17 protein-coding genes and 1 other annotated feature are annotated in these 20,236 nt (G+C 56.9%); of the genes, 5 read left to right on the plus strand and 12 right to left on the minus strand.

Features of this window, described 5'->3' with window-relative positions:
• Positions 1-82 precede the first annotated feature (82 nt).
• From ACUTQW_RS18015 to ACUTQW_RS18055, 9 genes are all read right to left on the minus strand, one after another.
• Entirely contained in the window at positions 83-1,387 is a 1,305-nt protein-coding gene (locus tag ACUTQW_RS18015) for an inosine/guanosine kinase (RefSeq protein WP_020438556.1), read from the minus strand.
• Positions 1,388-1,463: 76 nt separating this feature from the next.
• Complete coding sequence (hemH, locus tag ACUTQW_RS18020; RefSeq protein WP_006323992.1) at positions 1,464-2,426, minus strand: ferrochelatase; 963 nt, start codon at positions 2,424-2,426, stop codon at positions 1,464-1,466.
• 191 nt (positions 2,427-2,617) lie between these two features.
• Complete coding sequence (adk, locus tag ACUTQW_RS18025; protein ID WP_004949386.1) at positions 2,618-3,262, minus strand: adenylate kinase; 645 nt, start codon at positions 3,260-3,262, stop codon at positions 2,618-2,620.
• A 201-nt stretch (positions 3,263-3,463) separates the two neighbouring features.
• A complete protein-coding gene (gene htpG / locus ACUTQW_RS18030) occupies positions 3,464-5,329 on the minus strand; it encodes a molecular chaperone HtpG (RefSeq protein ID WP_037432255.1) in 1,866 nt (621 codons plus the stop codon).
• 141 nt (positions 5,330-5,470) lie between these two features.
• Positions 5,471-6,076, minus strand: a complete 606-nt coding sequence (gene recR, locus ACUTQW_RS18035; RefSeq protein WP_445654927.1) for a recombination mediator RecR — start codon at positions 6,074-6,076, stop codon at positions 5,471-5,473.
• Complete coding sequence (locus tag ACUTQW_RS18040) at positions 6,076-6,405, minus strand: YbaB/EbfC family nucleoid-associated protein (RefSeq protein WP_004949379.1); 330 nt, start codon at positions 6,403-6,405, stop codon at positions 6,076-6,078. The genes recR and ACUTQW_RS18040 overlap by 1 nt, the downstream gene beginning before the upstream one ends.
• Positions 6,406-6,446: 41 nt before the next feature.
• Entirely contained in the window at positions 6,447-8,396 is a 1,950-nt protein-coding gene (gene dnaX / locus ACUTQW_RS18045; protein ID WP_020438555.1) for a DNA polymerase III subunit gamma/tau, read from the minus strand.
• Positions 7,050-7,114: a sequence feature (DnaX frameshifting element), on the minus strand. Its footprint overlaps the gene before it by 65 nt.
• 92 nt (positions 8,397-8,488) lie before the next feature.
• Positions 8,489-9,040, minus strand: coding sequence for an adenine phosphoribosyltransferase (apt, locus tag ACUTQW_RS18050; RefSeq protein WP_004949374.1), 552 nt, complete (start codon positions 9,038-9,040; stop codon positions 8,489-8,491).
• Between the two features lie 323 nt (positions 9,041-9,363).
• A complete protein-coding gene (locus ACUTQW_RS18055) occupies positions 9,364-9,744 on the minus strand; it encodes a DUF454 family protein (RefSeq protein ID WP_020438554.1) in 381 nt (126 codons plus the stop codon).
• 150 nt (positions 9,745-9,894) lie between these two features.
• On the opposite strand from ACUTQW_RS18055, the gene priC reads away from it, so the two are divergent.
• Both priC and rsmS read left to right on the plus strand, forming a co-directional pair.
• The gene (gene priC, locus ACUTQW_RS18060; RefSeq protein ID WP_004949371.1) at positions 9,895-10,431 is read left to right on the plus strand and encodes a primosomal replication protein PriC; all 537 of its coding nucleotides are present in this window, start codon (positions 9,895-9,897) and stop codon (positions 10,429-10,431) included.
• Between the two features lie 109 nt (positions 10,432-10,540).
• On the plus strand, positions 10,541-10,720 hold the full coding sequence (rsmS, locus tag ACUTQW_RS18065) for a pleiotropic regulatory protein RsmS (RefSeq protein WP_004949369.1): 180 nt from the start codon (positions 10,541-10,543) through the stop codon (positions 10,718-10,720).
• Between the two features lie 45 nt (positions 10,721-10,765).
• Here rsmS and mscK read toward each other — a convergent pair whose 3' ends face one another.
• The 3 genes from mscK to acrR all read right to left on the minus strand — a co-directional run bounded on the left by mscK (position 10,766) and on the right by acrR (position 15,300).
• Entirely contained in the window at positions 10,766-14,152 is a 3,387-nt protein-coding gene (mscK, locus tag ACUTQW_RS18070) for a mechanosensitive channel MscK (protein WP_020438553.1), read from the minus strand.
• Positions 14,153-14,252: 100 nt separating this feature from the next.
• On the minus strand, positions 14,253-14,606 hold the full coding sequence (locus tag ACUTQW_RS18075) for a DsrE/DsrF/TusD sulfur relay family protein (RefSeq protein WP_006323985.1): 354 nt from the start codon (positions 14,604-14,606) through the stop codon (positions 14,253-14,255).
• 13 nt (positions 14,607-14,619) lie between these two features.
• A complete protein-coding gene (gene acrR / locus ACUTQW_RS18080) occupies positions 14,620-15,300 on the minus strand; it encodes a multidrug efflux transporter transcriptional repressor AcrR (RefSeq protein ID WP_006323984.1) in 681 nt (226 codons plus the stop codon).
• A gap of 142 nt (positions 15,301-15,442) precedes the next feature.
• On the opposite strand from acrR, the gene sdeX reads away from it, so the two are divergent.
• From sdeX to ACUTQW_RS18095, 3 genes are all read left to right on the plus strand, one after another.
• Positions 15,443-16,630 (plus strand): multidrug efflux RND transporter periplasmic adaptor subunit SdeX, encoded by a 1,188-nt coding sequence (gene sdeX, locus ACUTQW_RS18085; RefSeq protein ID WP_006323983.1) that lies wholly within the window; start codon positions 15,443-15,445, stop codon positions 16,628-16,630.
• A 17-nt stretch (positions 16,631-16,647) separates the two neighbouring features.
• The gene (gene sdeY / locus ACUTQW_RS18090) at positions 16,648-19,794 is read left to right on the plus strand and encodes a multidrug efflux RND transporter permease subunit SdeY (RefSeq protein WP_004949357.1); all 3,147 of its coding nucleotides are present in this window, start codon (positions 16,648-16,650) and stop codon (positions 19,792-19,794) included.
• 180 nt (positions 19,795-19,974) lie between these two features.
• Positions 19,975-20,229: a type B 50S ribosomal protein L31 gene (locus ACUTQW_RS18095; RefSeq protein ID WP_004949355.1), complete on the plus strand. Its 255-nt coding sequence runs from the start codon at positions 19,975-19,977 to the stop codon at positions 20,227-20,229.
• Positions 20,230-20,236 lie beyond the last annotated feature (7 nt).

The following is a 20,236-nucleotide window of genomic DNA, read 5'->3' on the forward strand; positions in this document are numbered from 1 at the left end:
TGTGCGTGAGTAAAATGTGTCAACGCTATTCAGGACGGGTCACGGTGATCAAAAAGGTCCGGCTTGCCGGACCTTTTGCTTTTTACCGTTCCCAGTAAGACTCTTCCAGGCTGTCTTCCCGTTCCGGCAGGCCACGCGTCAGGCGCGGTGAATGCTGGTTCAGCACCTGATAGCTGACGCGATTGGCATATTTGCACACCTGCGCCAACGAGGAATACGTCAGGTAGCTGCGCACATGTTTGCTGGAATTCGGCACGTTATTGCGGTGAAAACCGTTGGCGGCGATATCATGCAACAACGCCGACAGCGCGCCGTCGCCGGCGCCGTTGGTATTCATGATTTTCTCCGGCCCGCCCATGTACGGCGCGATATGCGAATAGATGCGGAACGGGCTCTCGCAGCTTTCACGACGCATGGCACGGCTGAACTCATAACGGTTAAATTCGGCGATATGCCCCGGCAACAACGGATGTTGGGTTTCCCGCTTGTTGGCCTCTTCAGTGTAACCCGCCATATACAGGCCGTTTGGCCCGGCGGTGCACAGCACTAAATCCACCCACTCGAGCGCCATATCAGAGGCGGTGAGCGGATCGCTCAGCCCGGTCAGCTCCAGCGCTTCGTCTTCGTTCATCGCCAGAATCGACACATGCTGCTTCAGGAAATCGCGCCACCACTGCGGGTTATCGGCGATCACATACTTGGTGCCCAGCGTCAGCACCACCGGCACGTCGTGTTTTTTGGCAAATTCTATGGCTTGCATGGTGGCGGCAGGCATCGGCTCCCCCTCCTTGCAGCGCACCAGATACGACGTCAGTACCAGCGCCGATGCACCTGCGATCACCTCTTCCGGCACGCTCTCCGGCCGCAGTTGGTTCATCTGCCCGGGGCTGATGGCGAAAGTGCGTTCGCCGCTTTCTGTGATCAAGGTGAAGCAGCGGCCAATAGCGCCGTCAACCGCCTGCAGGTGGTTAAGATCGGTGCGGCTCGAGGTATTGCACAAATAACGGTAAGCGTAGCTGCCGATTTTAATGTTGCTGCACATGACGCCAAGCAGGACCGAACGGTCATCCGCCAGCACCGAATAGTTGTGCAGAGTATTGCCGATGGTGCCGCCGGCGAACTGATGGTCGATCAGATTGTTTTCGCTTAGCTCCTGATACAGTGCCTCGGCGACGTCATCCTCAATCACCAGAGAATGCCCCAGGCTCAAGCCGTAGCGTTGGATAAACGCGTCATCCACTTTTGCTTCGATATCCACCAGCGTCTGGTCGATGCCGACGATATAAGAGGTGCTGACTTCATTTTCAGGCTGAACTTGCTGCAAGAGCGGATCGCGAGCGTTCACCGGAAAATAGTGTTTGGACTTACGTTTACCAGGAAATTTCATGTGATTGGCGGCAGTGGCTATTATCAGGCAGAAAATGTTAGCACATTTCTGCCTGATTGAGGGGGTTGCATGACGATCAGAAGCGCTGAGCCACCAGTTGCTGCATCATATCGATATGCGCCGGTTCGTCGTTCAGCGCGGCTATATACTCGAACTTCTCACCGCCGGCCTTGAGGAAGATCTCGCGGTTCTGCTCTTTGATTTCTTCCAGCGTTTCCAGGCAGTCCGCCGAGAAGCCGGGGCAAATCAGCTGAATATGCTTGATGCCCTGCGCCGGCAAGCTTTTCAGGGTTTCATCGGTGTAAGGCGTCAGCCAGGGTTCGCGGCCAAAGCGCGACTGGTAGGTCATCATCACCCTGTCCGGTGCCAGCGGCAGCGTGGCGGTTAAGGCACGCAGCGTATCTTCGCAGCGTTGCGGATAATCGTCGCCGAGGCGGGCATAACGCTTGGGAATGCCGTGGAAAGACAACACCAGCCGATCCGGCTGGCCGTGCTCGGCGAACGAGCGTTCAACGCTCTGGCGCAGCGCGGCAATATAGGCCGGGTGCTCTGCGTAGTCGCGGATAAAGCCTATCGACGGCAGGCGGCGGTAGCCTTTCAGCACGCGAGCCACGCCATCCCACACCGCCGCACTGGTCGAACAGGAGTATTGCGGATACAGCGGCAATACCACCAGATTGGTTACGCCCTGCGCCAACAGCTTGTCTATCGCTTCCACCAGGCTCGGCGAACCGTAGCTCATGCCCAGCTCTACCGGGGTGTTCGGCATGCGTGCGGCCAGCGCGCGTTGCTGACGGCGGCTGTAGACCAGCAGCGGCGAGCCTTCGTCCATCCATACCGACTGATACAGCTTGGCGACGCGCGGCGATCGGAGCGGCAAGATCGCGCCATTAAGGATAGGCCACCAGATCAGCGGTGAAGTATCGACTACGCGGTCGTCGCTGAGGAATTCCTTCAGATAGCGTTTTACCGCCGACGAGGTCGGAGCATCCGGCGTGCCCAGGTTCACCAGCAATACCCCGTGTTTCTCTTGCTTCATCTCAGCTCCCCTTGATGCCTTACAGGCTAACCCCCGTTCTGGATCAGGGCGTTAACGTCAATTAATGGCGTCTATTGTAGCGGAAAAGCGCTGCACCGAAACCGATATCAGCAACAGGCGGCGCCTCTGTCGCCAGATAAAAAAAACGCCAGACCTAAGGCCTGGCGCTATGCACAGCAATGAAAAATCGATCAGCCGAGGATGGTCGCCAGTTCAGCGCTCACTTCGGTCACTTTACGGGTGCCGTCGATTTTACGGTATTGGGTGTGGCCTGCTTGCGCTTCTTTGCTGTAATAGGAAATCAGCGGTGCGGTCATCTGATGGTATTCCACCAGGCGCTTGCGCACGGTTTCTTCCTGATCGTCTTTACGGGTGGTCAGCTCTTCGCCGGTCACGTCGTCTTTGCCTTCCACCTGCGGCGGATTGAATTTAACGTGATACACGCGGCCAGACGGCGCATGTACGCGGCGGCCAACGATGCGATCGACGATCAGTTCGTCCGGCACGGCGAATTCCAGCACGTAGTCCACGTTGATGCCGGCTTCTTTCATCGCATCAGCCTGTGGAATGGTGCGCGGGAAACCATCCAGCAGGAAGCCGTTGCGGCAATCTTCCTGAGTGATGCGTTCTTTAACCAGTGCAATCACCAGCTCATCGGTCACCAGCTTGCCGGCGTCCATGATTTCTTTCGCCTGCTTGCCCAGCTCACTGCCGGCCTTCACGGCTGCGCGCAACATATCACCGGTGGAGATTTGCGGAATACCGTATTTCTCCATGATGAATTGAGCCTGAGTACCTTTACCAGCGCCCGGAGCGCCCAGCAGAATGATACGCATTGCGTAAATCCCCTTGCTATGTAGTTTTTATAAAATTGCGAAAACGCTCAACCATACCATTTCCGGGGGGGCTGGCTCAAGGTACGCAAGGAAATCGATTGCGGAACGACAGGGACAACAAGGCGGGTAAAACAGGAAAATCAGGGAGAAAAGCAAAGAATGCGCCCTTAACCACAGGGTTAAGGGCGCATAAGCCGGGAATTAGGCCGACAACAACTTATTCATACGACGGATAAACTGGTTTGGATCTTCCAGCGTGCCGCGTTCAGCCAGCAGCGCCTGATCCATCAGCAGATCGATCCATTCGGCAAATTGTTCGTTATCACCCACATCGGATGCGCGTTTGACCAACGCATGCTCCGGATTTAACTCGAAAATGTATTTCACTTCCGGCGCTTCCTGGCCCGCAGCGGCAAACAGTTTTGCCATCTGGGTGCTCATTTCATCGGCACCGGTGGTGACAATGGCCGGCGTATCGGTCAGGCGGTGCGTCAAACGCACGTCCTTCACGCGATCGCCCAGCAGCGTCTTCACACGGTCGACAAACGGCTCCAGCTGCTTTTCGGCGGCTTTCTGCTCTTCGGTTTCATCCGCCAGCTTGTCCAGCGCTTCGTCCGCCTTGCTGACCGACTGGAATGGCTTGCCGTCGAATTCGGTCAGGTAGCTCATCATCCATTCGTCGATGCGATCGGAAAGCAGCAGCACTTCGATGCCTTTCTTGCGGAACAGCTCCAGGTGCGGGCTGCTCTTCGCGGCGGCATAACTGTCGGCAGTGATGTAATAAATTTTATCCTGCCCTTCCGCCATGCGCCCGACGTACTCTTCCAGCGAGACGGTTTGCGCCGAGCTGTCGCCCTGGGTAGAAGCGAAGCGCAGCAGCTTGGCGATGGCTTCTTTGTTGCCGCCGTCTTCTGCCGGGCCTTCTTTCAGCACCAGGCCGAACTGCTGCCAGAACTTCTGGTAGCCTTCAGCATCGTCTTTGGCCAGTTTTTCCAGCATCTGCAGTACGCGCTTGGTCAGCGCGCCGCGCAGGTTTTGCGTCACGCGGCTGTCTTGCAGAATTTCACGCGAAACGTTCAGCGGCAGATCGTTGGAATCTATCAGGCCACGCACGAAGCGCAGGTAGTTCGGCATGAACTGCTCGGCGTCGTCCATGATAAACACGCGCTGCACGTACAGCTTCAGGCCGTGTTTATGATCGCGGTTCCACATGTCCCACGGAGCCTGCGCCGGGATATACAGCAGGCTGGTATATTCCTGCTTGCCTTCTACCCGGTTGTGGCTCCAGCTCAGCGGATCGGTAAAGTCGTGAGCGATGTGCTTGTAGAACTCTTTGTATTCTTCGTCGGTGACGTCCGCCTTGCTGCGGGTCCACAGGGCCTGCGCCTTGTTGATTTTTTCCCAGGTGACGGTGCCGTCTTCTTCGTTTTTGCTTTCAATTTCAACCGGCAGCGCGATGTGATCGGAGTATTTGCCAATCACCGAGCGCAGACGCCAGGCATCGAGGTATTCATCTTCGCCTTCGCGCAGATGCAAGGTGATCTCGGTGCCGCGATCTTCTTTGGTGTCATCGGCAATAGTGTAATCGCCTTCGCCGGCAGACTCCCAGAACACGCCCTGATCCGCCGCTGCGCCGGCGACACGGGTGCGCACGGTGACTTTATCCGCCACGATGAACGCCGAATAGAAACCGACGCCGAACTGGCCGATCAACTGGCTGTCTTTGGCCTGGTCGGAACCGATAGATTCCAGGAATGATTTAGTGCCAGATTTGGCGATGGTGCCGAGGTTCTCGATCACTTCATCGCGGCTCATGCCGATGCCGTTATCGGCAATGGTCAGCGTGCGCTGATCTTTATCGAAGGATAGGCGCACACGCAGCTCGCCGTCGCCTTCATACAACTCAGGCGCAGACAGCGCGCGGAAGCGCAGCTTGTCGGCGGCGTCTGAGGCGTTGGAGATCAGCTCGCGCAGGAAAATTTCTTTATTGGAGTACAGCGAATGAATCATCAAATGAAGCAGTTGTTTTACTTCAGACTGGAAACCGCGGGTTTCTTGACCTTTCATACTCAGATTACCTCAAAGACAGTGGCTGCCAAAATCGGACAATGAGGAGTAAATGGGGACAAGCGCGTTGTTTTTCAAGCGGCTGGCGGGAAATTTTTGCGGGGGAATAACGGGGCCGCATGGGCCCCGCCTGGGAAAACATCAAAACTTGATGACGTTGCGGCCGGCCAGCGAATGCGACAGCGTGGTGCCGTCGACCATCTCCAACTCGCCGCCCACCGGCACGCCGTGGGCAATGCGGCTGGCGAGCACGCCATACTGGCCGCACATCTCGGCGATGTAGTTGGCGGTTGCGTCGCCTTCCACCGTCGGGTTAGTGGCCAGGATCACTTCGGTAATGCTTTCCTTTTCCAGCCGTTGCTCCAACCGATCCAGACCGATATCGCCGGGCCCGATGCCATCCATCGGCGACAGGTGGCCCATCAGCACAAAGTAGCGCCCGGCGAACTGACCGGTCTGCTCGATGGCATGAATATCGGCCGGGCTTTCCACCACGCAGATCTGGCCGTTTTGCAGACGGCGTGGATTGGCGCAAATGGTGCAGATATCCTGCTCGGTGAAAGTGCGGCAATCGGCACAGTGGCCAATTTCCGACATGGCTCGGGTCAGCGCCTGCGCCAAGCGCATTCCGCCGCTGCGATCGCGCTGCAGCAGTTGGAACGCCATGCGCTGGGCTGACTTCGGGCCAACGCCCGGCAGGCAGCGCAACGCCTCCATTAATGTTTCAAGGAGCGGGCTGGTTTGCATCAGAACGGCATCTTAAAGCCAGGTGGCAATTGCATGCCGCTGGAAACAGACGCCATCTTCTCTTTCTGGGTTTCGTCGATGCGGCGCGCGGCGTCGTTAAACGCAGCGGCGATCAGGTCTTCCAGCATCTCTTTATCGTCTTCCATCAGGCTTTGATCGATCTCCACGCGACGGCAGTTGTGCGCGCCGTTAATGGTGACTTTCACCAGGCCTGCACCAGATTCGCCAGTCACTTCCAATTTGGCGACTTCTTCCTGCATCTGTTGCATTTTTTCTTGCATTTGCTGGGCTTGCTTCATCAGGTTGCCCAGACCGCCTTTACCAAACATAGTCGTCTCTCGTCGCTAGGGCCGCGCACTTTGCGCAGCGTTTAAAGGGGGCGAATACTCTCTTCATCCAGATCCGCGTCGAAGAAGCGGCGCAGCGTCTGGATATTGGTATCCGCAACGATGGACTGGCGCGCCTGCGCCAGTTTTTCTTCATAAATGGCTTGCCGCCACTCCAGCGGAGTCCGCTCCGCCGGATTATCGTCTTCCACCACGGTCAACTCAACCGGGCTGCCGTACAACTCGCTGAGCGCGTCAGTCAGCACCTTCTGCGCCGAAGGCGAGTTCAGATGGCGCTGCGAAGACCGCAGGCGGAGACAAATTTTGCCTGGTTCCAGCTGTTGTTTCACGGCGTTCAACGCCAGTTGCTGCACCAGTTTCGGGATTTTCAGCTTATCGATCTCTGCCGCCCAGGGATCACGCTCAAGCGACTCGACCACCAGCTTGGCCGACAGCTCGGGCGTTTTCTCATGCTCAAGTGCGGTGCGCAACGCTTTCGGCGTCGCCAGAGGTTCCGGCTCCGCTTCCGGCTCGGTCAGCGCCCGCCAACGGTAGGCTTCCGGTTTGGCCGGTTTTTCCTGCACCTGTTTTTCCGCCAGGCGCTGCTGGCTGCGCTCAGTCACTGAAGCCAAACGCTCCAGTGCTGAGTTTGCCGGCCGCGCTTTTCCTGGCGCCGCCGGCTCATTCTTTTTTGGTGTGGATGCTCCCTGCCGCAGCAGTTGGGTGCGCGCTTTTAATAACTGCGCGGTGGCATCCGGTAGGTTCGCCGGTGGATTGTTCTGCGGTGCGGCCTGCCCTAACGGCGGTGGCGCGTCCTGAAACTGTGGCGGCTGGGCAGAGGGGGCCCGCGGCTGCGCCATCTGCGCAGGGGCAATTTGCACCGGCGCCACCGGCTCCGGGATCACCGCTTTCGGGTGAAACGCCAACGCACGCAGCAGGGTCATCTCAACCCCCATGCGACGATCCGGCGCAAAAGCCAGCTCTTTGCGCCCTACCAGCAGCGTTTGGTAATAAAGCTGTACGTCAGTCGGCGGCAAGGTACGCGCCAGTTCACGCAGCCTTTGTTCAATAGCGGCGTAATGATTATCCAGTACCGACGGCAGCAATTGCACCATCGCAATGCGGTGCAACAGCGCCAGCGTCTCGATCAGCAAATTCTCCCAATCTACGCCGCGAGAAGCCGCCTGCGCGACCTGCGCCATGACCTTTTCGCCGTCTGCGCTAACCAGCGCCTCAAGGATGGCCAACGGCTGTTCGTCGTCCAGCGTGCCCAGCATCTGACTGACGGTGGCGGTCGTCACCTGACCTTGCCCCATGGCAATCGCCTGGTCGGTCAGGCTGAGCGCGTCGCGCATACTGCCGTCGGCGGCGCGCGCCAACAGTTGCAACGCACGTTGATCGCTGGTGATGTTCTCCGCCTGCAACACCGTTTCCAGTTGGTTGCGGATCTGATCGACATCCAGCGCTTTGAGATGGAATTGCAGGCAGCGTGACAGAATGGTCACCGGCAGCTTTTGCGGATCGGTGGTCGCCAGCAGGAACTTCACGTGCGAAGGCGGCTCTTCCAGCGTTTTCAACAGCGCATTGAAGCTGTGACGCGAGAGCATGTGCACTTCGTCAATCAGGTAAACTTTGAAACGGCCGCGGGCGGGCGCGTATTGGACGTTATCCAGCAGATCGCGGGTGTCTTCCACCTTGGTTCTGGACGCGGCGTCGATCTCGATCAGATCGACAAAACGCCCCTGCTCAATCTCGCGGCAGTTATCGCATTGGCCGCACGGGGTCGCGGTGATGCCGGTTTCACAGTTCAGGCCTTTGGCCAGCAGGCGCGCAATGGTGGTTTTACCCACGCCGCGCGTGCCTGAAAACAGATAGGCGTGATGAATCCGCCCCAGCGAGAGGCCGTTGGCCAGCGCCGTCAGGACGTGTTCTTGTCCGACAACATCTGCAAACGTTTGAGGGCGCCACTTACGGGCAAGAACCTGATAGCTCATTAATACCGGAGAAGTCGAGGAATCTAGAGGGTCATGCTAACACAGCCCCGCGGCGATCCGCGAGGCCGTTGTGGCATTGGGACAATGCAGGATCAGTGGCCTGCGAAGCAGACCAGGCTGTAGCATTCGATGCCCTGCTTATTTAAACGCGCTTCACCGCCGAGCTCCGGCAGATTGATGATGAAAGCGGCGTCTTTAACTTCCCCGCCCAGACGGCGGATCAGTTTCGCGGTGGCCTCAATGGTACCGCCGGTCGCCAGCAGATCGTCAACCACCAGCACTTTATCGCCGGCCACGATGGCGTCGGTGTGGATTTCCAATTGATCGGTGCCGTATTCCAGCTCATAGCTCTCGCTGAGGGTCGCACGCGGCAGCTTGCCCGGCTTGCGTACCGGCACAAAACCCACGCCCAACGCCAACGCCACCGGAGCGCCGAACAGGAAACCGCGCGCTTCGGTGCCCACCACTTTGGTCACGCCCGCATCGCGGTAGCGCTCAACCAGCAATTCAATGCTGGCCGCGTAAGCCAGCGGGTTTTCCAGCAGGCTGGTGACGTCACGGAACAGTATGCCCGGCTTCGGGTAATCCGGAATGGTTTTGATACTGTCTTTAATAAACTGAAGCTGCTGCGCAGTAGCGGTCATAATTGTTGCCTGATAAAACTACCTGAAGACTTGCGCGCAAACTGCGTCACCCAGCCCGATATAAAGAAGGAATGGGAAGCAACTCGCGCACGAAAACGCCCAAATCTATGCAAACTGGCGGACAAATGCAACCATCCCCGTCATCTTTCAAGTTACAGCGTTGTTATCCGCACTCGCCCATCGCCAGTGACTTGCCTGAGCAAGCCTCTGAGGATGAGCGAGCGGATCGCCTGGCTGCGTTATAGAGGGATGCGTAAATGCCGCGAGCGCATGAATGTGCAGGAGCGGCCGACTTGAAAGCCCCAGGGCATAATAAGACAGGATCAGCGCTGTTTTTGTTGCGGCAGATCAACAACCGGCAGACGCAGCATAAAGGTCAGCAGAATAGCCAGCATCAGCAACAACACCCCGCGCACCCACCAGAGTTTAACCAGCCACAGCGAAACCGCAAACGTCAGCACAATCACCGCTACCGCCTTCCCTTTGGCCCCTGGCGGCAACGCACGATGCTGTTGCCAATGGCGCAGATAAGGGCCGAACCAGGAACGATACAGCAGCCAATGGTGAAAACGCGGCGATGAGCGGGCAAAACACCAGGCGGCCAGCAGCAGAAATGGCGTGGTCGGCAGCAGCGGCAGCACCACGCCCAGCGTCGCCAGTACCACCGCCAACCAACCGAGGATAATCAATAACCAACGCGTCATGCGAGCCCTTGTCCGCTAGTCTGTCTGGCGTTACTTTATCACCGTCATCCCCTGCGCCACCAGCCGCAATGGCCGGAATATGCGCGCCGCGCTTGTTTCACGGCGGGATCGCGGGCAAGCTGAGCCCTGTGAAATTTGAATGGAGCCAACGTGAGCACTCACCGTCTATTACAGGTGTTAGAACAGCAGATCGCGGCCTTGGCCGCCGAGGTCACGCCGCGTGGCGACGCCCCTATCCCTCAGGCGCGCTTTGACGCCGCGCTGTTTTCCAATCGCGGCACCCGGCTGCGTGATTATCTGGCAGAAGTGCAAAGGAACTTCGCCCAGTTGCAGACGGCAGCCAACGACAGCCGCATCAGTCAGGTCGCCTTTCTGGCAGAGAAGCTGGTGGCCCAGATCACCGCTCTGCAGCGCGAACTGGCGACACAGGCGTTGCGCCGTAAAAATCAGCCGAAAGAAGTGGTGGCGGTCGATTTGTATCACAAGCTGGCCGAACATCAGGATTATGAACGCCGGTTAATGTCGATGATTCAGGATCGGGAAAGCCTGCTGGGCAGGCAGACCACATTCGCAGCGCAGCAAAAATTGCAGCACGAATTGGCGGCATTGGAAGGCAGGTTGGTGCGTTGCCGACAGGCGCTGGCGCGCATTGAGCGCAGCATCGAGCGTAAAGAAAACGGTTTTTGAAGATTTATCACAATACTTTAATGATTATTCCCTGCCGCGCGCCTTGTTCACTATACTCAGCCGAAGCGACACCTTATTCATTCAACTACTAAACAAAAATGTTGGTTTTATGTCTCTAGATAATGCCTCACCAGAATTGCAGCTGGCGGTAGACCTGATTTACCTGCTGGAATGTAACGAGATCGATCCAGCCATCGCGCTGGCGGCGCTGGATATTGTCAAACGGGACTATCAGGAAAAACTGCAACGCAACGGCGTCACCACGCCCTACCTGCCCGCCGGGCAGTAAAAAGGGTTCAGCCTTGAATTGAACTGAACCCTCGCTTTCATCCCATTATCCAGCCGACGGGCTGCCCCCATCCTGCGACAGCGTCCGTTTCACTTCCTGTACCTCGTTACCCTGCTGGTTGTGCAAATACACCTCCAGCTGGTTGAAGGCGATATTAATGTCGTTCTCCCGGCACAGGCGATCGATCGAGCGGTTCAGCTCATCGACGGTATAGCTGCGGTCACGCAATTCACGAACATAAAGACGCAATTCGTGATCCAGCGTGCTGGCGCCGAAGTTAAGGAAGAAAACCTGCGGTTCCGGATCGGTCATCACCCGCGGGTTATCATGCGCAGCCTGCAACAGCACCGCTTTCACCTTGTCCAGATCGGAACCGTACGCCACCCCAACCTTGATCAACACCCGAGTAATGGTGTCTGACAGCGACCAGTTGATCAGCCGCTCGGTAACGAACGCCTTGTTCGGGATGATCACCTCTTTACGATCGAAATCGGTAATGGTGGTGGCGCGAATGCGGATTTTGCTGACCGAACCGGAGAAGGTGCCGATAGTAATGGTGTCGCCGATGCGGATCGGCCGCTCGAACAGAATGATCAGGCCAGAAACAAAGTTGGCGAAAATCTCCTGCAGGCCGAAGCCCAGACCGACGGTCAACCCGGCGGCCAGCCATTGCAGCTTGTCCCAGGACACGCCCAGCGATCCGAGCGCGGTAACGGCGCCCACGGTGGTGATCAGGTAGGTCAGTATGGTGGTGATGGCGTAAGACGCCCCTTGTCGCAGTTGCAGCCGCGACAGCACCACCACCTCCAGCAGACCGGGCAGGTTGCGCGTCATGACATAGGCGACGATCACCGCCGCGATGGCCACCATCATGTTGCCCAGCGTCACCGCCTGCGGCACGCTGCCGCCGGCAACGGTGGTGGTGTAATGCCACAGCGTGATGCTGTCCAGATACGAAATCACCGTCACCAGATCTGACCAAATGCCGTAGAAAGCGCAGGCAAAGATGATGAACAGCGCCATGGTGGTCAGGCGCAGCGACTGCTGGTTGATCTGATCCAGCGCCAAAGGCGCCTCCTCGACAGGTTCCCCGCCTTCTGCCCCCTCTTTCGCCAGACTCTGGCGACGCGCCAGCGCGCGGCGGTAAGCCAAGCGACGAGCCGCAACGCTCAGGCCGCGAATGGCGGTCAGATAAACGATGTTCCACAGGAAGAACAGATACAGGCTGTCGATCCAGCGGCCGGCCAGACGCAACGTGGTGTAGAAATAACCGGCGAACATCAGGCCGAGCAGGATTAGCGGCGTGGCGGCAATGGCGGTGATGATCACCAGTTGCACCGCGTGCGAACCTTTCTCGCGCCAGCCGTCGCGGCACAGCGGAAACACCAGCACGGCAAGCAGCGCCAGCGTCAGCATCACCACCACCTGGCCGATAACATCCTCCACCAGCCGCAGCGGCGCTTTCTCGCCCAGCACCGACCAGAAGATCAGCGGCAGCAGCGCCAACCCCAGGCGCAGGGTCTGCCGGCGGTAGTGCGCGCACAGTCCGGTGGAAAAGTTGAAGTGGCGCTCGGTAACGCCGCCTGGCGCCAGCGTACGGTAGGTAAAGCCGAAAATCAGCCAGAACAGCGCCAGCTGTTGCGACAGTGCCCACAGAAAATCGCTGAGGCCGATTTCCGCGCGGTAACACCAGAAACCGGCACCAAGCAGCAGCGCCGAGCCGGGCAGCACTTTCAGCAAGGTCAGCATAATGGCCTTCGGCGTGTGCAGTTGGCTATCGCGTTTTAGCTGCCCGACATCATTAGCCAGCTTTTGCAGGTGCGTATCGATCAGCTTGTAGCGCCAGCGCAGCAGGGCTATCAGAATCAGCATCGGGATGAGGAACACCAACGCATTCAACCCGCCCTGCAGCATTTTGCCGGTGTCCAGTTTGAAATCGAGTGCGGCAATCTGATCTTTGACCGCGCCCGGCAAGGCTTTCAACCACGCCAGATCGATCGGTTTGTTGCTGTTAACCCAGAATATCTGCTGGGTCAGCGTATCTTGCAACGAGCTGTAAACGCTGGTCAGTTGCTGCTGGTTAATCTGCAAGCTGATCGACTGCGCAAGCTGGTTGCTGAGCTGCTTATTCAACTGATCCAACAGCTCACGGCGCATATCGACGATTTCGTTCAGCGCATCGAGCACGTCCGCACTGGCTTTCTCTTTGCTGTCGACAAGCAGCTTATTGATGTAGTCGTCGCCCTTGAACAGGTCGTCGCGCTGCTGGTTGATATCAAACTGCTCCAGGCGCAAATCGGCGATTCGCGTGCCCATATCCGCCACCAGCGTGCCCTGCGGCAAGTTTTGCTGTTGCTGATACAGAATGCGCGACAACACCAGACTGCCTTTCAGCACCTGGATCTGCTCCTTCAGGTTACGCTCCGACTGCAGGCCGCGATCGAGCCAGTTCTTTACCCGGATATTCTGTTGAAACAGTATGTTGCTCTCTTCCGTAGCGGCAATCAGCCGCTGGCTGAGTTGGCGATTGACGTCCAGCTCTTTACTGACCAGCTTATCCTGTTGGATGTCCGTGGCGTCTTCCGGATTCTGCGCCTCTTTGGCGGTTTTTTCAGACAGCGTCAGGCGTTTGCTGTTAACCACTTCTTGCAGCAACTGCACCGATCGGTCCAACGCGTCGATGTGTCCGGTGGTGTAATCGCGCTGTTTCTGCAGCAGGTCCTGCAAGGTGGTGTTGGCTTCCAGGCTCCTGCGCTGCAGATCAATCTGCGCATTGAGCAACACCTGCTCCGTTGCCAACATCACCTGCTGGCTGTCGCGCAGCGAGTTTTGGCCCGGCGTCTGATCGTTGAGCTGGTTACGGATCTCCTGCAGACGCTGTGACGCGGTATACATGCTGCTTTGCACCCGTTCCGGCTGGGTCTGCAGCGAAACCAGTTGGCTGTTATAGGCGGAGAGGTTTTCCTGCGCGGTTTGCAGTTCGTCCAGCGTCTGGTAAAGGCGGGTTTCCAGTTGGCGCAGGGAGAGCGGCAGCAGATCGGCTCTGGCGGCCGCGCTATCCACAGGGACTTTCAGCGCATCCAGATCTTCGGTCACCTGGCGTAGCTTGCCCGGTGCCAACTGCAACTGCTGTTTAAGCTCGGCGCCATCCTGTTTGACGCGTTCGATGGCGTCCAGCAGTTCGAGCGTGCGGGTCAGATCCTGCTGGGTGAGCTTATTGACCGGCGTCAGCGTCTTCTGCTTATTAAGCGCATCAAGCTGGTTTTGAATTTCACTGCGCGACGGCGCATCGCCGTTCAACGCCGCATGGGCAACAGGCTGGCAGACCGCACAAATGGCGATCAATAAAAACAGAACGAGGGCGCGGGAGATATCCCCCCCGAAGAACGAGGGTAACGTCAGAAAAGGACGTTTAGCTAACCTGCGATGCATGATTTGACTTCGAATCAATAATGAAGCCGAAAGATTATCACGATCGCAGATAGCCAACGAATAAGAAAAACGTTGCTGGTGATGTACAGATGTAGCGGGATCAGAACGTCAATACTTTCTCGGCGGCCAGCGTCCATTGCGCCAGTTCCACCAGCGTACCGATTTCCACCCCGTCAGCCAGCGGCAACCGGCTGACGCCACGCGCGTCGGCGCAGGTTTTACACAATTTTACCGGCACTTGCTGCGCGGTGAGGATCTCCAGCATCTGCTGCAAATGATAACCTTCGTGCGGCTGTTGCCCGGCGAGGCCGGCCACCACCGCGTCCGACATCAAAAACAGTTTCAGATTGAGATCGGCCTGCTGCTCTTTCAGCGCAATGCCCAGACGCAGGGCGTTAAACAGTGATTCCTGGCCATAGGCCGCGCCACTGGCGATCAACACAACGGATGACATGGTGCATCTCCTTTTAAGGATGACAGTCGGCACAGTGCGGCTCGGCCGCCTGCTCTTCCGGTTTGACCCTTAAGGTCGGGCAGAATTGGGTCATTTCGAGGAATGAATCGACCAGGGCTGCCGCTTCGGCTTTCAGATCAAAACTTTCCGGCATAAAAAGCCAGTTTTCCATCAGGCCAGTGATATAAGCCCGCAGGATAATCGCCGCCCGGCGGGTATTGAGATCGGCGGGAAGTTGGCCGTGGCGCATACTATTGCGCAGCACCGACTCGATGCGTTCGTAGCCTTCCAAACTAAGCACTTTACGCGCGTCCTGCAGCGGCATCATTTCACCGACAAATTCGCATTTGTGGAATACGATTTCCATCAGCGCTCGCCGGCGGCCGTCATCGACCGTCGCCGTCAGTATATAAATTAGTATTTCACGTAAAATACGCAGTGGATTATCAGGGTACTTTGCCTGATACTCTATTTCGAGATCGCCTATTTTCGACTCTGACAATTCCCAAACTTCGTTAAACAGGTCTACCTTATTCTTGAAGTGCCAATAAATAGCACCACGCGTAACACCGGCAGCGGTGGCAATATCTGTCAGTGACGTTGCAGAAACGCCACGTTCAGAAAATTCCTGCACCGCAGCATCAAGAATGTGCTGTCGAGTTTCTAGCGCCTGCTGTTTGGTTTTTCGTGCCATGGCGTTGTTTTTTCGGGGGAGTGTGATTTACATACATTCGCGTATGTATGTACCATAGCACGCACATATAATTAACGCAGCAATGGGTTTTAAAGCTTGTGATCCATTGATCATTTTGAAATCGGACACTTGAGGTTTTTCTATGAACAAAAACAGAGGGTTAACGCCTCTGGCGGCAGTTCTGATGCTTTCAGGCAGCTTAGTACTTACAGGATGTAACGATAAGGAAACCCAACAACAAGGCGCCCAACCACCGGCTCCCGAAGTGGGCGTAGTGACATTGAAGGCCGAGCCTCTCAACATTACTACCGATCTTCCTGGCCGCACTGCTGCGTATCGTATCGCCGAAGTTCGCCCTCAGGTCAGCGGCATCATCCTGAAGCGCAATTTTGTTGAAGGCAGTGACATCAAAGCAGGTTTTTCCCTGTATCAGATCGATCCCGCCACCTATCAGGCAACCTATGACAGCGCCAAAGGCGACCTGGCCAAATCTCAAGCCAGCGCGTCGATCGCGCGCGTAACGGTGAACCGCTACAAACCCTTGCTGGGCACCAACTACATCAGTAAGCAGGATTACGATACCGCAGTTTCCACGCTGCAGCAGGCAGAAGCCGCCGTGGTGGCCTCGAAAGCCGCAGTGGAAACCGCACGCATCAACCTGGCTTACACCAAAGTGACCTCGCCGATCTCCGGCCGCATCGGCAAATCCGCCGTGACCGAAGGCGCGCTGGTTTCCAACGGTCAAGCCACCGCGCTGTCTACCGTGCAACAGCTGGATCCGATGTACGTGGACGTGACTCAGTCAAGCAACGATTTCCTGCGTCTGAAGCAAGAACTGGCCAGCGGTGCGCTGAAACAGGAAAACGGCAAAGCCAAGGTGAAATTGCTGCTGGAAAACGGCACGGAATACGCCCAGGAAGGCACGCTGGAATTCTCTGACGTTACCGTTGATGAAACCACCGGTTCCATCACCATTCGCGCATTGTTCCCTAACCCGAACGATACGCTGTTGCCGGGGATGTTCGTTCGCGCCCGTCTGGACGAAGGCGTTCGCAGCGATGCATTGCTGGTACCGCAACAGGGCGTGACGCGTAACCCGCGCGGCGAAGCTACCGCCATGGTGGTGGGCGCTGACGATAAAGTCGAGTTGCGTACGCTGAAAGCGGATCAGGCTATCGGCGACAAATGGCTGGTTACCGACGGTTTGAAAGCCGGCGATCGCGTGATTGTCACCGGCCTGATGAAAGTTCGCCCGGGCGCTCAGGTAAAAGTGCAGGAAGTTGACACTCAGGCGCAAAAACAGCCGCAGTCTGAAGCGCAGAAGTCATAAAAAGGAGCCGGTAAGACATGGCTAAGTTCTTTATAGATCGCCCGATTTTCGCCTGGGTAATCGCCATCATCGTCATGTTGGCGGGGGTGCTTGCAATAATGAAACTGCCGATCGCGCAGTATCCCACTATTGCACCACCGGCGGTGAGTATTTCCGCCAACTATCCAGGCGCGGATGCAAAAACGGTGCAGGACACCGTGACCCAGATTATCGAACAGAACATGAACGGTATCGATAATCTGATGTACATGTCCTCCACCAGTGATTCCTCTGGTAGCGTCACCATTACGCTGACATTCAACTCCGGCACCGACCCTGACATCGCGCAGGTTCAGGTCCAGAACAAACTGTCGCTGGCTACGCCGCTGTTACCGCAAGAAGTGCAGCAGCAAGGCCTGAAAGTAGAAAAATCCAGCAGCAGCTTCCTGATGGTAGCCGGCTTCATTTCCGACGATCCGAACATGACTCAGGACGACATCGCGGACTATGTAGCCTCAAATATCAAGGATCCTATCAGCCGTTCACAAGGTGTGGGTGAAGTGCAACTGTTTGGTGCACAGTACGCCATGCGCATCTGGCTGGATCCGGGCAAGCTGAACAATTTCCAACTGACCACGACGGATGTGACGTCCGCCATCACCGAGCAGAACAACCAGATCGCCGCAGGGCAATTGGGTGGGATGCCACCGGTACCGGGCCAGCAGCTTAACGCCTCAATCATCGCGCAGACCCGTCTGACCTCTCCTGAAGAGTTCGGCAAAATTCTGCTTAAGGTGAATACGGACGGCTCGCAGGTTCGCCTGAAAGACGTAGCGCGTATTGAGCGTGGCGGCGAAAGCTATGCCGTAACCGCACGTTACAACGGCAAACCGGCGGCGGGTCTGGGTATCAAACTGGCTACCGGCGCCAACGCCCTGAATACCGCCAAAGCGGTAAAAGACGCGTTAACCAAGATGCAGCCGTTCTTCCCTCAGGGGATGAAAGTGGTTTATCCGTACGACACCACCCCGTTCGTCAAGATTTCGATCAACGAAGTGGTGAAAACGCTGTTCGAAGCGATCGTGCTGGTATTCCTGGTCATGTATCTGTTCTTGCAGAACTTCCGCGCGACGCTGATCCCTACCATCGCGGTACCGGTCGTCTTGCTGGGCACCTTTGCGATACTGGCGGCCTTTGGCTTCTCGATAAACACCCTGACGATGTTCGGCATGGTGCTGGCGATAGGCTTGCTGGTGGATGACGCCATCGTGGTGGTGGAGAACGTCGAGCGCGTAATGTCCGAAGAGGGGCTGCCGCCGAAAGAAGCGACCAAGAAATCGATGGAGCAGATCCAGGGTGCGTTGGTCGGTATCGCCATGGTGCTGTCAGCGGTATTCGTACCTATGGCATTCTTCGGCGGTTCAACCGGCGCGATCTACCGTCAGTTCTCCATCACCATCGTTTCCGCGATGGCACTGTCGGTGCTGGTGGCGTTGATTCTGACGCCGGCGCTGTGCGCCACCCTGCTGAAACCGGTGCAGAAAGGCGATCACGGGGCTAAAACCGGCTTCTTCGGCTGGTTTAACCGCATGTTCGAAAAGAGCACCCACCACTACACCGACAGCGTAGCCAGTATCCTGCGCAGCACCGGTCGCTATCTGGTGATCTACCTGCTAATCGTCGTCGGCATGGGCCTGCTGTTCCTGCGCCTGCCGTCCTCGTTCCTGCCGGAAGAAGACCAGGGCATCTTGCTGACCATGGTGCAGCTGCCTGCGGGCGCCACCGAGGCTCGAACCTCGAAGGTGCTGCAAGAAGTCACCGACTACTTCATGACCAAAGAAAAAGACAACGTGGTGTCGGTATTTACCGTTGCGGGCTTCGGCTTTAACGGTAACGGCCAGAACAACGGTCTGTCGTTCGTCAGCCTGAAAGACTGGTCCGAGCGTAGCGGTGAGCAGAATAAAGTGCCGGCAATTGCAGGCCGCGCCATGGGCGCGTTCTCGCAAATTAAAGACGGCCTGGTATTCCCGTTCAACCTGCCTGCGATTATCGAATTGGGTACCGCTACCGGTTTTGACTTCCAGCTGATTGACCAGGGTGGCCTGGGGCATGAGAAACTGACCGAAGCGCGTAACCAGCTGTTGGGCATGGCGGCTCAGCATCCGGATCTGCTGGTCGGCATGCGTCCTAACGGCCTGGAAGATACGCCGCAGTTCAAACTGATTATCGATCAGGAAAAAGCCAAGGCGTTGGGTGTCAGCATCACCACCATCAACAGCACGCTGACCACCGCGTTGGGTGGCTCGTACGTGAACGACTTCATCGACCGCGGTCGTGTGAAGAAGGTTTACGTGCAGGCTGAAGCACCGTTCCGTATGTTGCCTGAGGACATCAACAAGTGGTTTGTCCGTGGCACCAGTGGCCAGATGGTTCCGTTCTCCGCATTCTCTTCAGCGAAATGGGAGTACGGTTCACCGCGTCTGGAACGTTATAACGGCCTGCCTTCCATGGAAATTCTGGGTCAGGCGGCACCGGGTAAAAGTACCGGTGAAGCAATGAACATGATGGAAGAGCTGTCCTCCAAGCTGCCAAGCGGCATCGGTTACGACTGGACCGGTATGTCCTACCAGGAACGTCTGTCCGGTAACCAGGCCCCTGCCCTGTACGCCATCTCGATTCTGGTGGTGTTCTTGTGCCTGGCCGCGCTGTATGAAAGCTGGTCGATTCCGTTCTCGGTCATGTTGGTTCTGCCTCTGGGGGTTATCGGCGCGTTGCTGGCGGCCACCATGCGCGGCTTGAACAACGACGTTTACTTCCAGGTGGGGCTGCTGACCACCATCGGCCTGTCGGCGAAGAACGCCATCTTGATAGTGGAATTCGCCAAAGACCTGATGGATAAAGAAGGTAAAGGCCTGATAGAAGCCACGTTGGAAGCGGTGCGCATGCGTTTGCGCCCGATTCTGATGACTTCGCTGGCCTTCATCCTCGGGGTACTGCCGCTGGTTATCAGCAGCGGTGCAGGCTCCGGCGCGCAGAACGCGGTAGGTACCGGCGTTATGGGCGGGATGATTACCGCTACCGTGCTGGCCATCTTCTTCGTTCCTGTCTTCTTCGTGGTGGTTCGCCGCCGCTTCAGCAAGAAGTCTGAAGATGTGGAACACAGCCATCCGGTTGAGCATCACTGATAACCCAGTGAGCGCTTACCGCTGAACACAAAGGCCGCTTATGCGGCCTTTTTCTTTTGCTTCATCCGCTTAATGCAAACCACTCTCATTAATTCGCCTGTCGCTGCATTTTGTACTTGATCCGCTCTGCCGTGCGGCGCATAATTATTGTTATAGTATAACATTACATGAGAGGGCATCATGAAAGCAGGCATCCATCCAAACTACCGTACCGTGGTGTTCCACGATCTGAGTGCCAACACCTATTTTAAAGTGGGTTCGACCATTAATACCGATCGCACCATTGAACTCGATGGCGAAAACTGGCCGTACGTCACTATCGACGTCTCTTCCGCTTCGCATCCGTATTACACCGGCAAGCAGAAAGAGTTCTCCAAAGAAGGCAGCACCGCGCGCTTCCAGCAGCGTTTTGGCCGCTTCCTTGGCAGCAAATAAAAGGGAA

It is taken from the genome of Serratia sp. TSA_7 (assembly GCF_052692135.1).

Excerpts from the sequence above, each read along its gene's own strand:
- recR (WP_445654927.1), bottom strand. The coding sequence starts at position 6,076 with ATGCAAACCAGCCCGCTCCTTGAAACATTAATGGAGGCGTTGCGCTGC.
- ACUTQW_RS18075 (WP_006323985.1), bottom strand. The coding sequence starts at position 14,606 with ATGTCATCCGTTGTGTTGATCGCCAGTGGCGCGGCCTATGGCCAGGAA.
- sdeX (WP_006323983.1), top strand. The coding sequence starts at position 15,443 with ATGAACAAAAACAGAGGGTTAACGCCTCTGGCGGCAGTTCTGATGCTT.
- htpG (WP_037432255.1), bottom strand. The coding sequence starts at position 5,329 with ATGAAAGGTCAAGAAACCCGCGGTTTCCAGTCTGAAGTAAAACAACTG.
- ACUTQW_RS18055 (WP_020438554.1), bottom strand. The coding sequence starts at position 9,744 with ATGACGCGTTGGTTATTGATTATCCTCGGTTGGTTGGCGGTGGTACTG.
- ACUTQW_RS18015 (WP_020438556.1), bottom strand. The coding sequence starts at position 1,387 with ATGAAATTTCCTGGTAAACGTAAGTCCAAACACTATTTTCCGGTGAAC.
- hemH (WP_006323992.1), bottom strand. The coding sequence starts at position 2,426 with ATGAAGCAAGAGAAACACGGGGTATTGCTGGTGAACCTGGGCACGCCG.
- adk (WP_004949386.1), bottom strand. The coding sequence starts at position 3,262 with ATGCGTATCATTCTGCTGGGCGCTCCGGGCGCTGGTAAAGGTACTCAG.
- sdeY (WP_004949357.1), top strand. The coding sequence starts at position 16,648 with ATGGCTAAGTTCTTTATAGATCGCCCGATTTTCGCCTGGGTAATCGCC.
- ACUTQW_RS18040 (WP_004949379.1), bottom strand. The coding sequence starts at position 6,405 with ATGTTTGGTAAAGGCGGTCTGGGCAACCTGATGAAGCAAGCCCAGCAA.
- acrR (WP_006323984.1), bottom strand. The coding sequence starts at position 15,300 with ATGGCACGAAAAACCAAACAGCAGGCGCTAGAAACTCGACAGCACATT.
- apt (WP_004949374.1), bottom strand. The coding sequence starts at position 9,040 with ATGACCGCTACTGCGCAGCAGCTTCAGTTTATTAAAGACAGTATCAAA.
- dnaX (WP_020438555.1), bottom strand. The coding sequence starts at position 8,396 with ATGAGCTATCAGGTTCTTGCCCGTAAGTGGCGCCCTCAAACGTTTGCA.
- mscK (WP_020438553.1), bottom strand. The coding sequence starts at position 14,152 with ATGCATCGCAGGTTAGCTAAACGTCCTTTTCTGACGTTACCCTCGTTC.
- ACUTQW_RS18095 (WP_004949355.1), top strand. The coding sequence starts at position 19,975 with ATGAAAGCAGGCATCCATCCAAACTACCGTACCGTGGTGTTCCACGAT.
- rsmS (WP_004949369.1), top strand. The coding sequence starts at position 10,541 with ATGTCTCTAGATAATGCCTCACCAGAATTGCAGCTGGCGGTAGACCTG.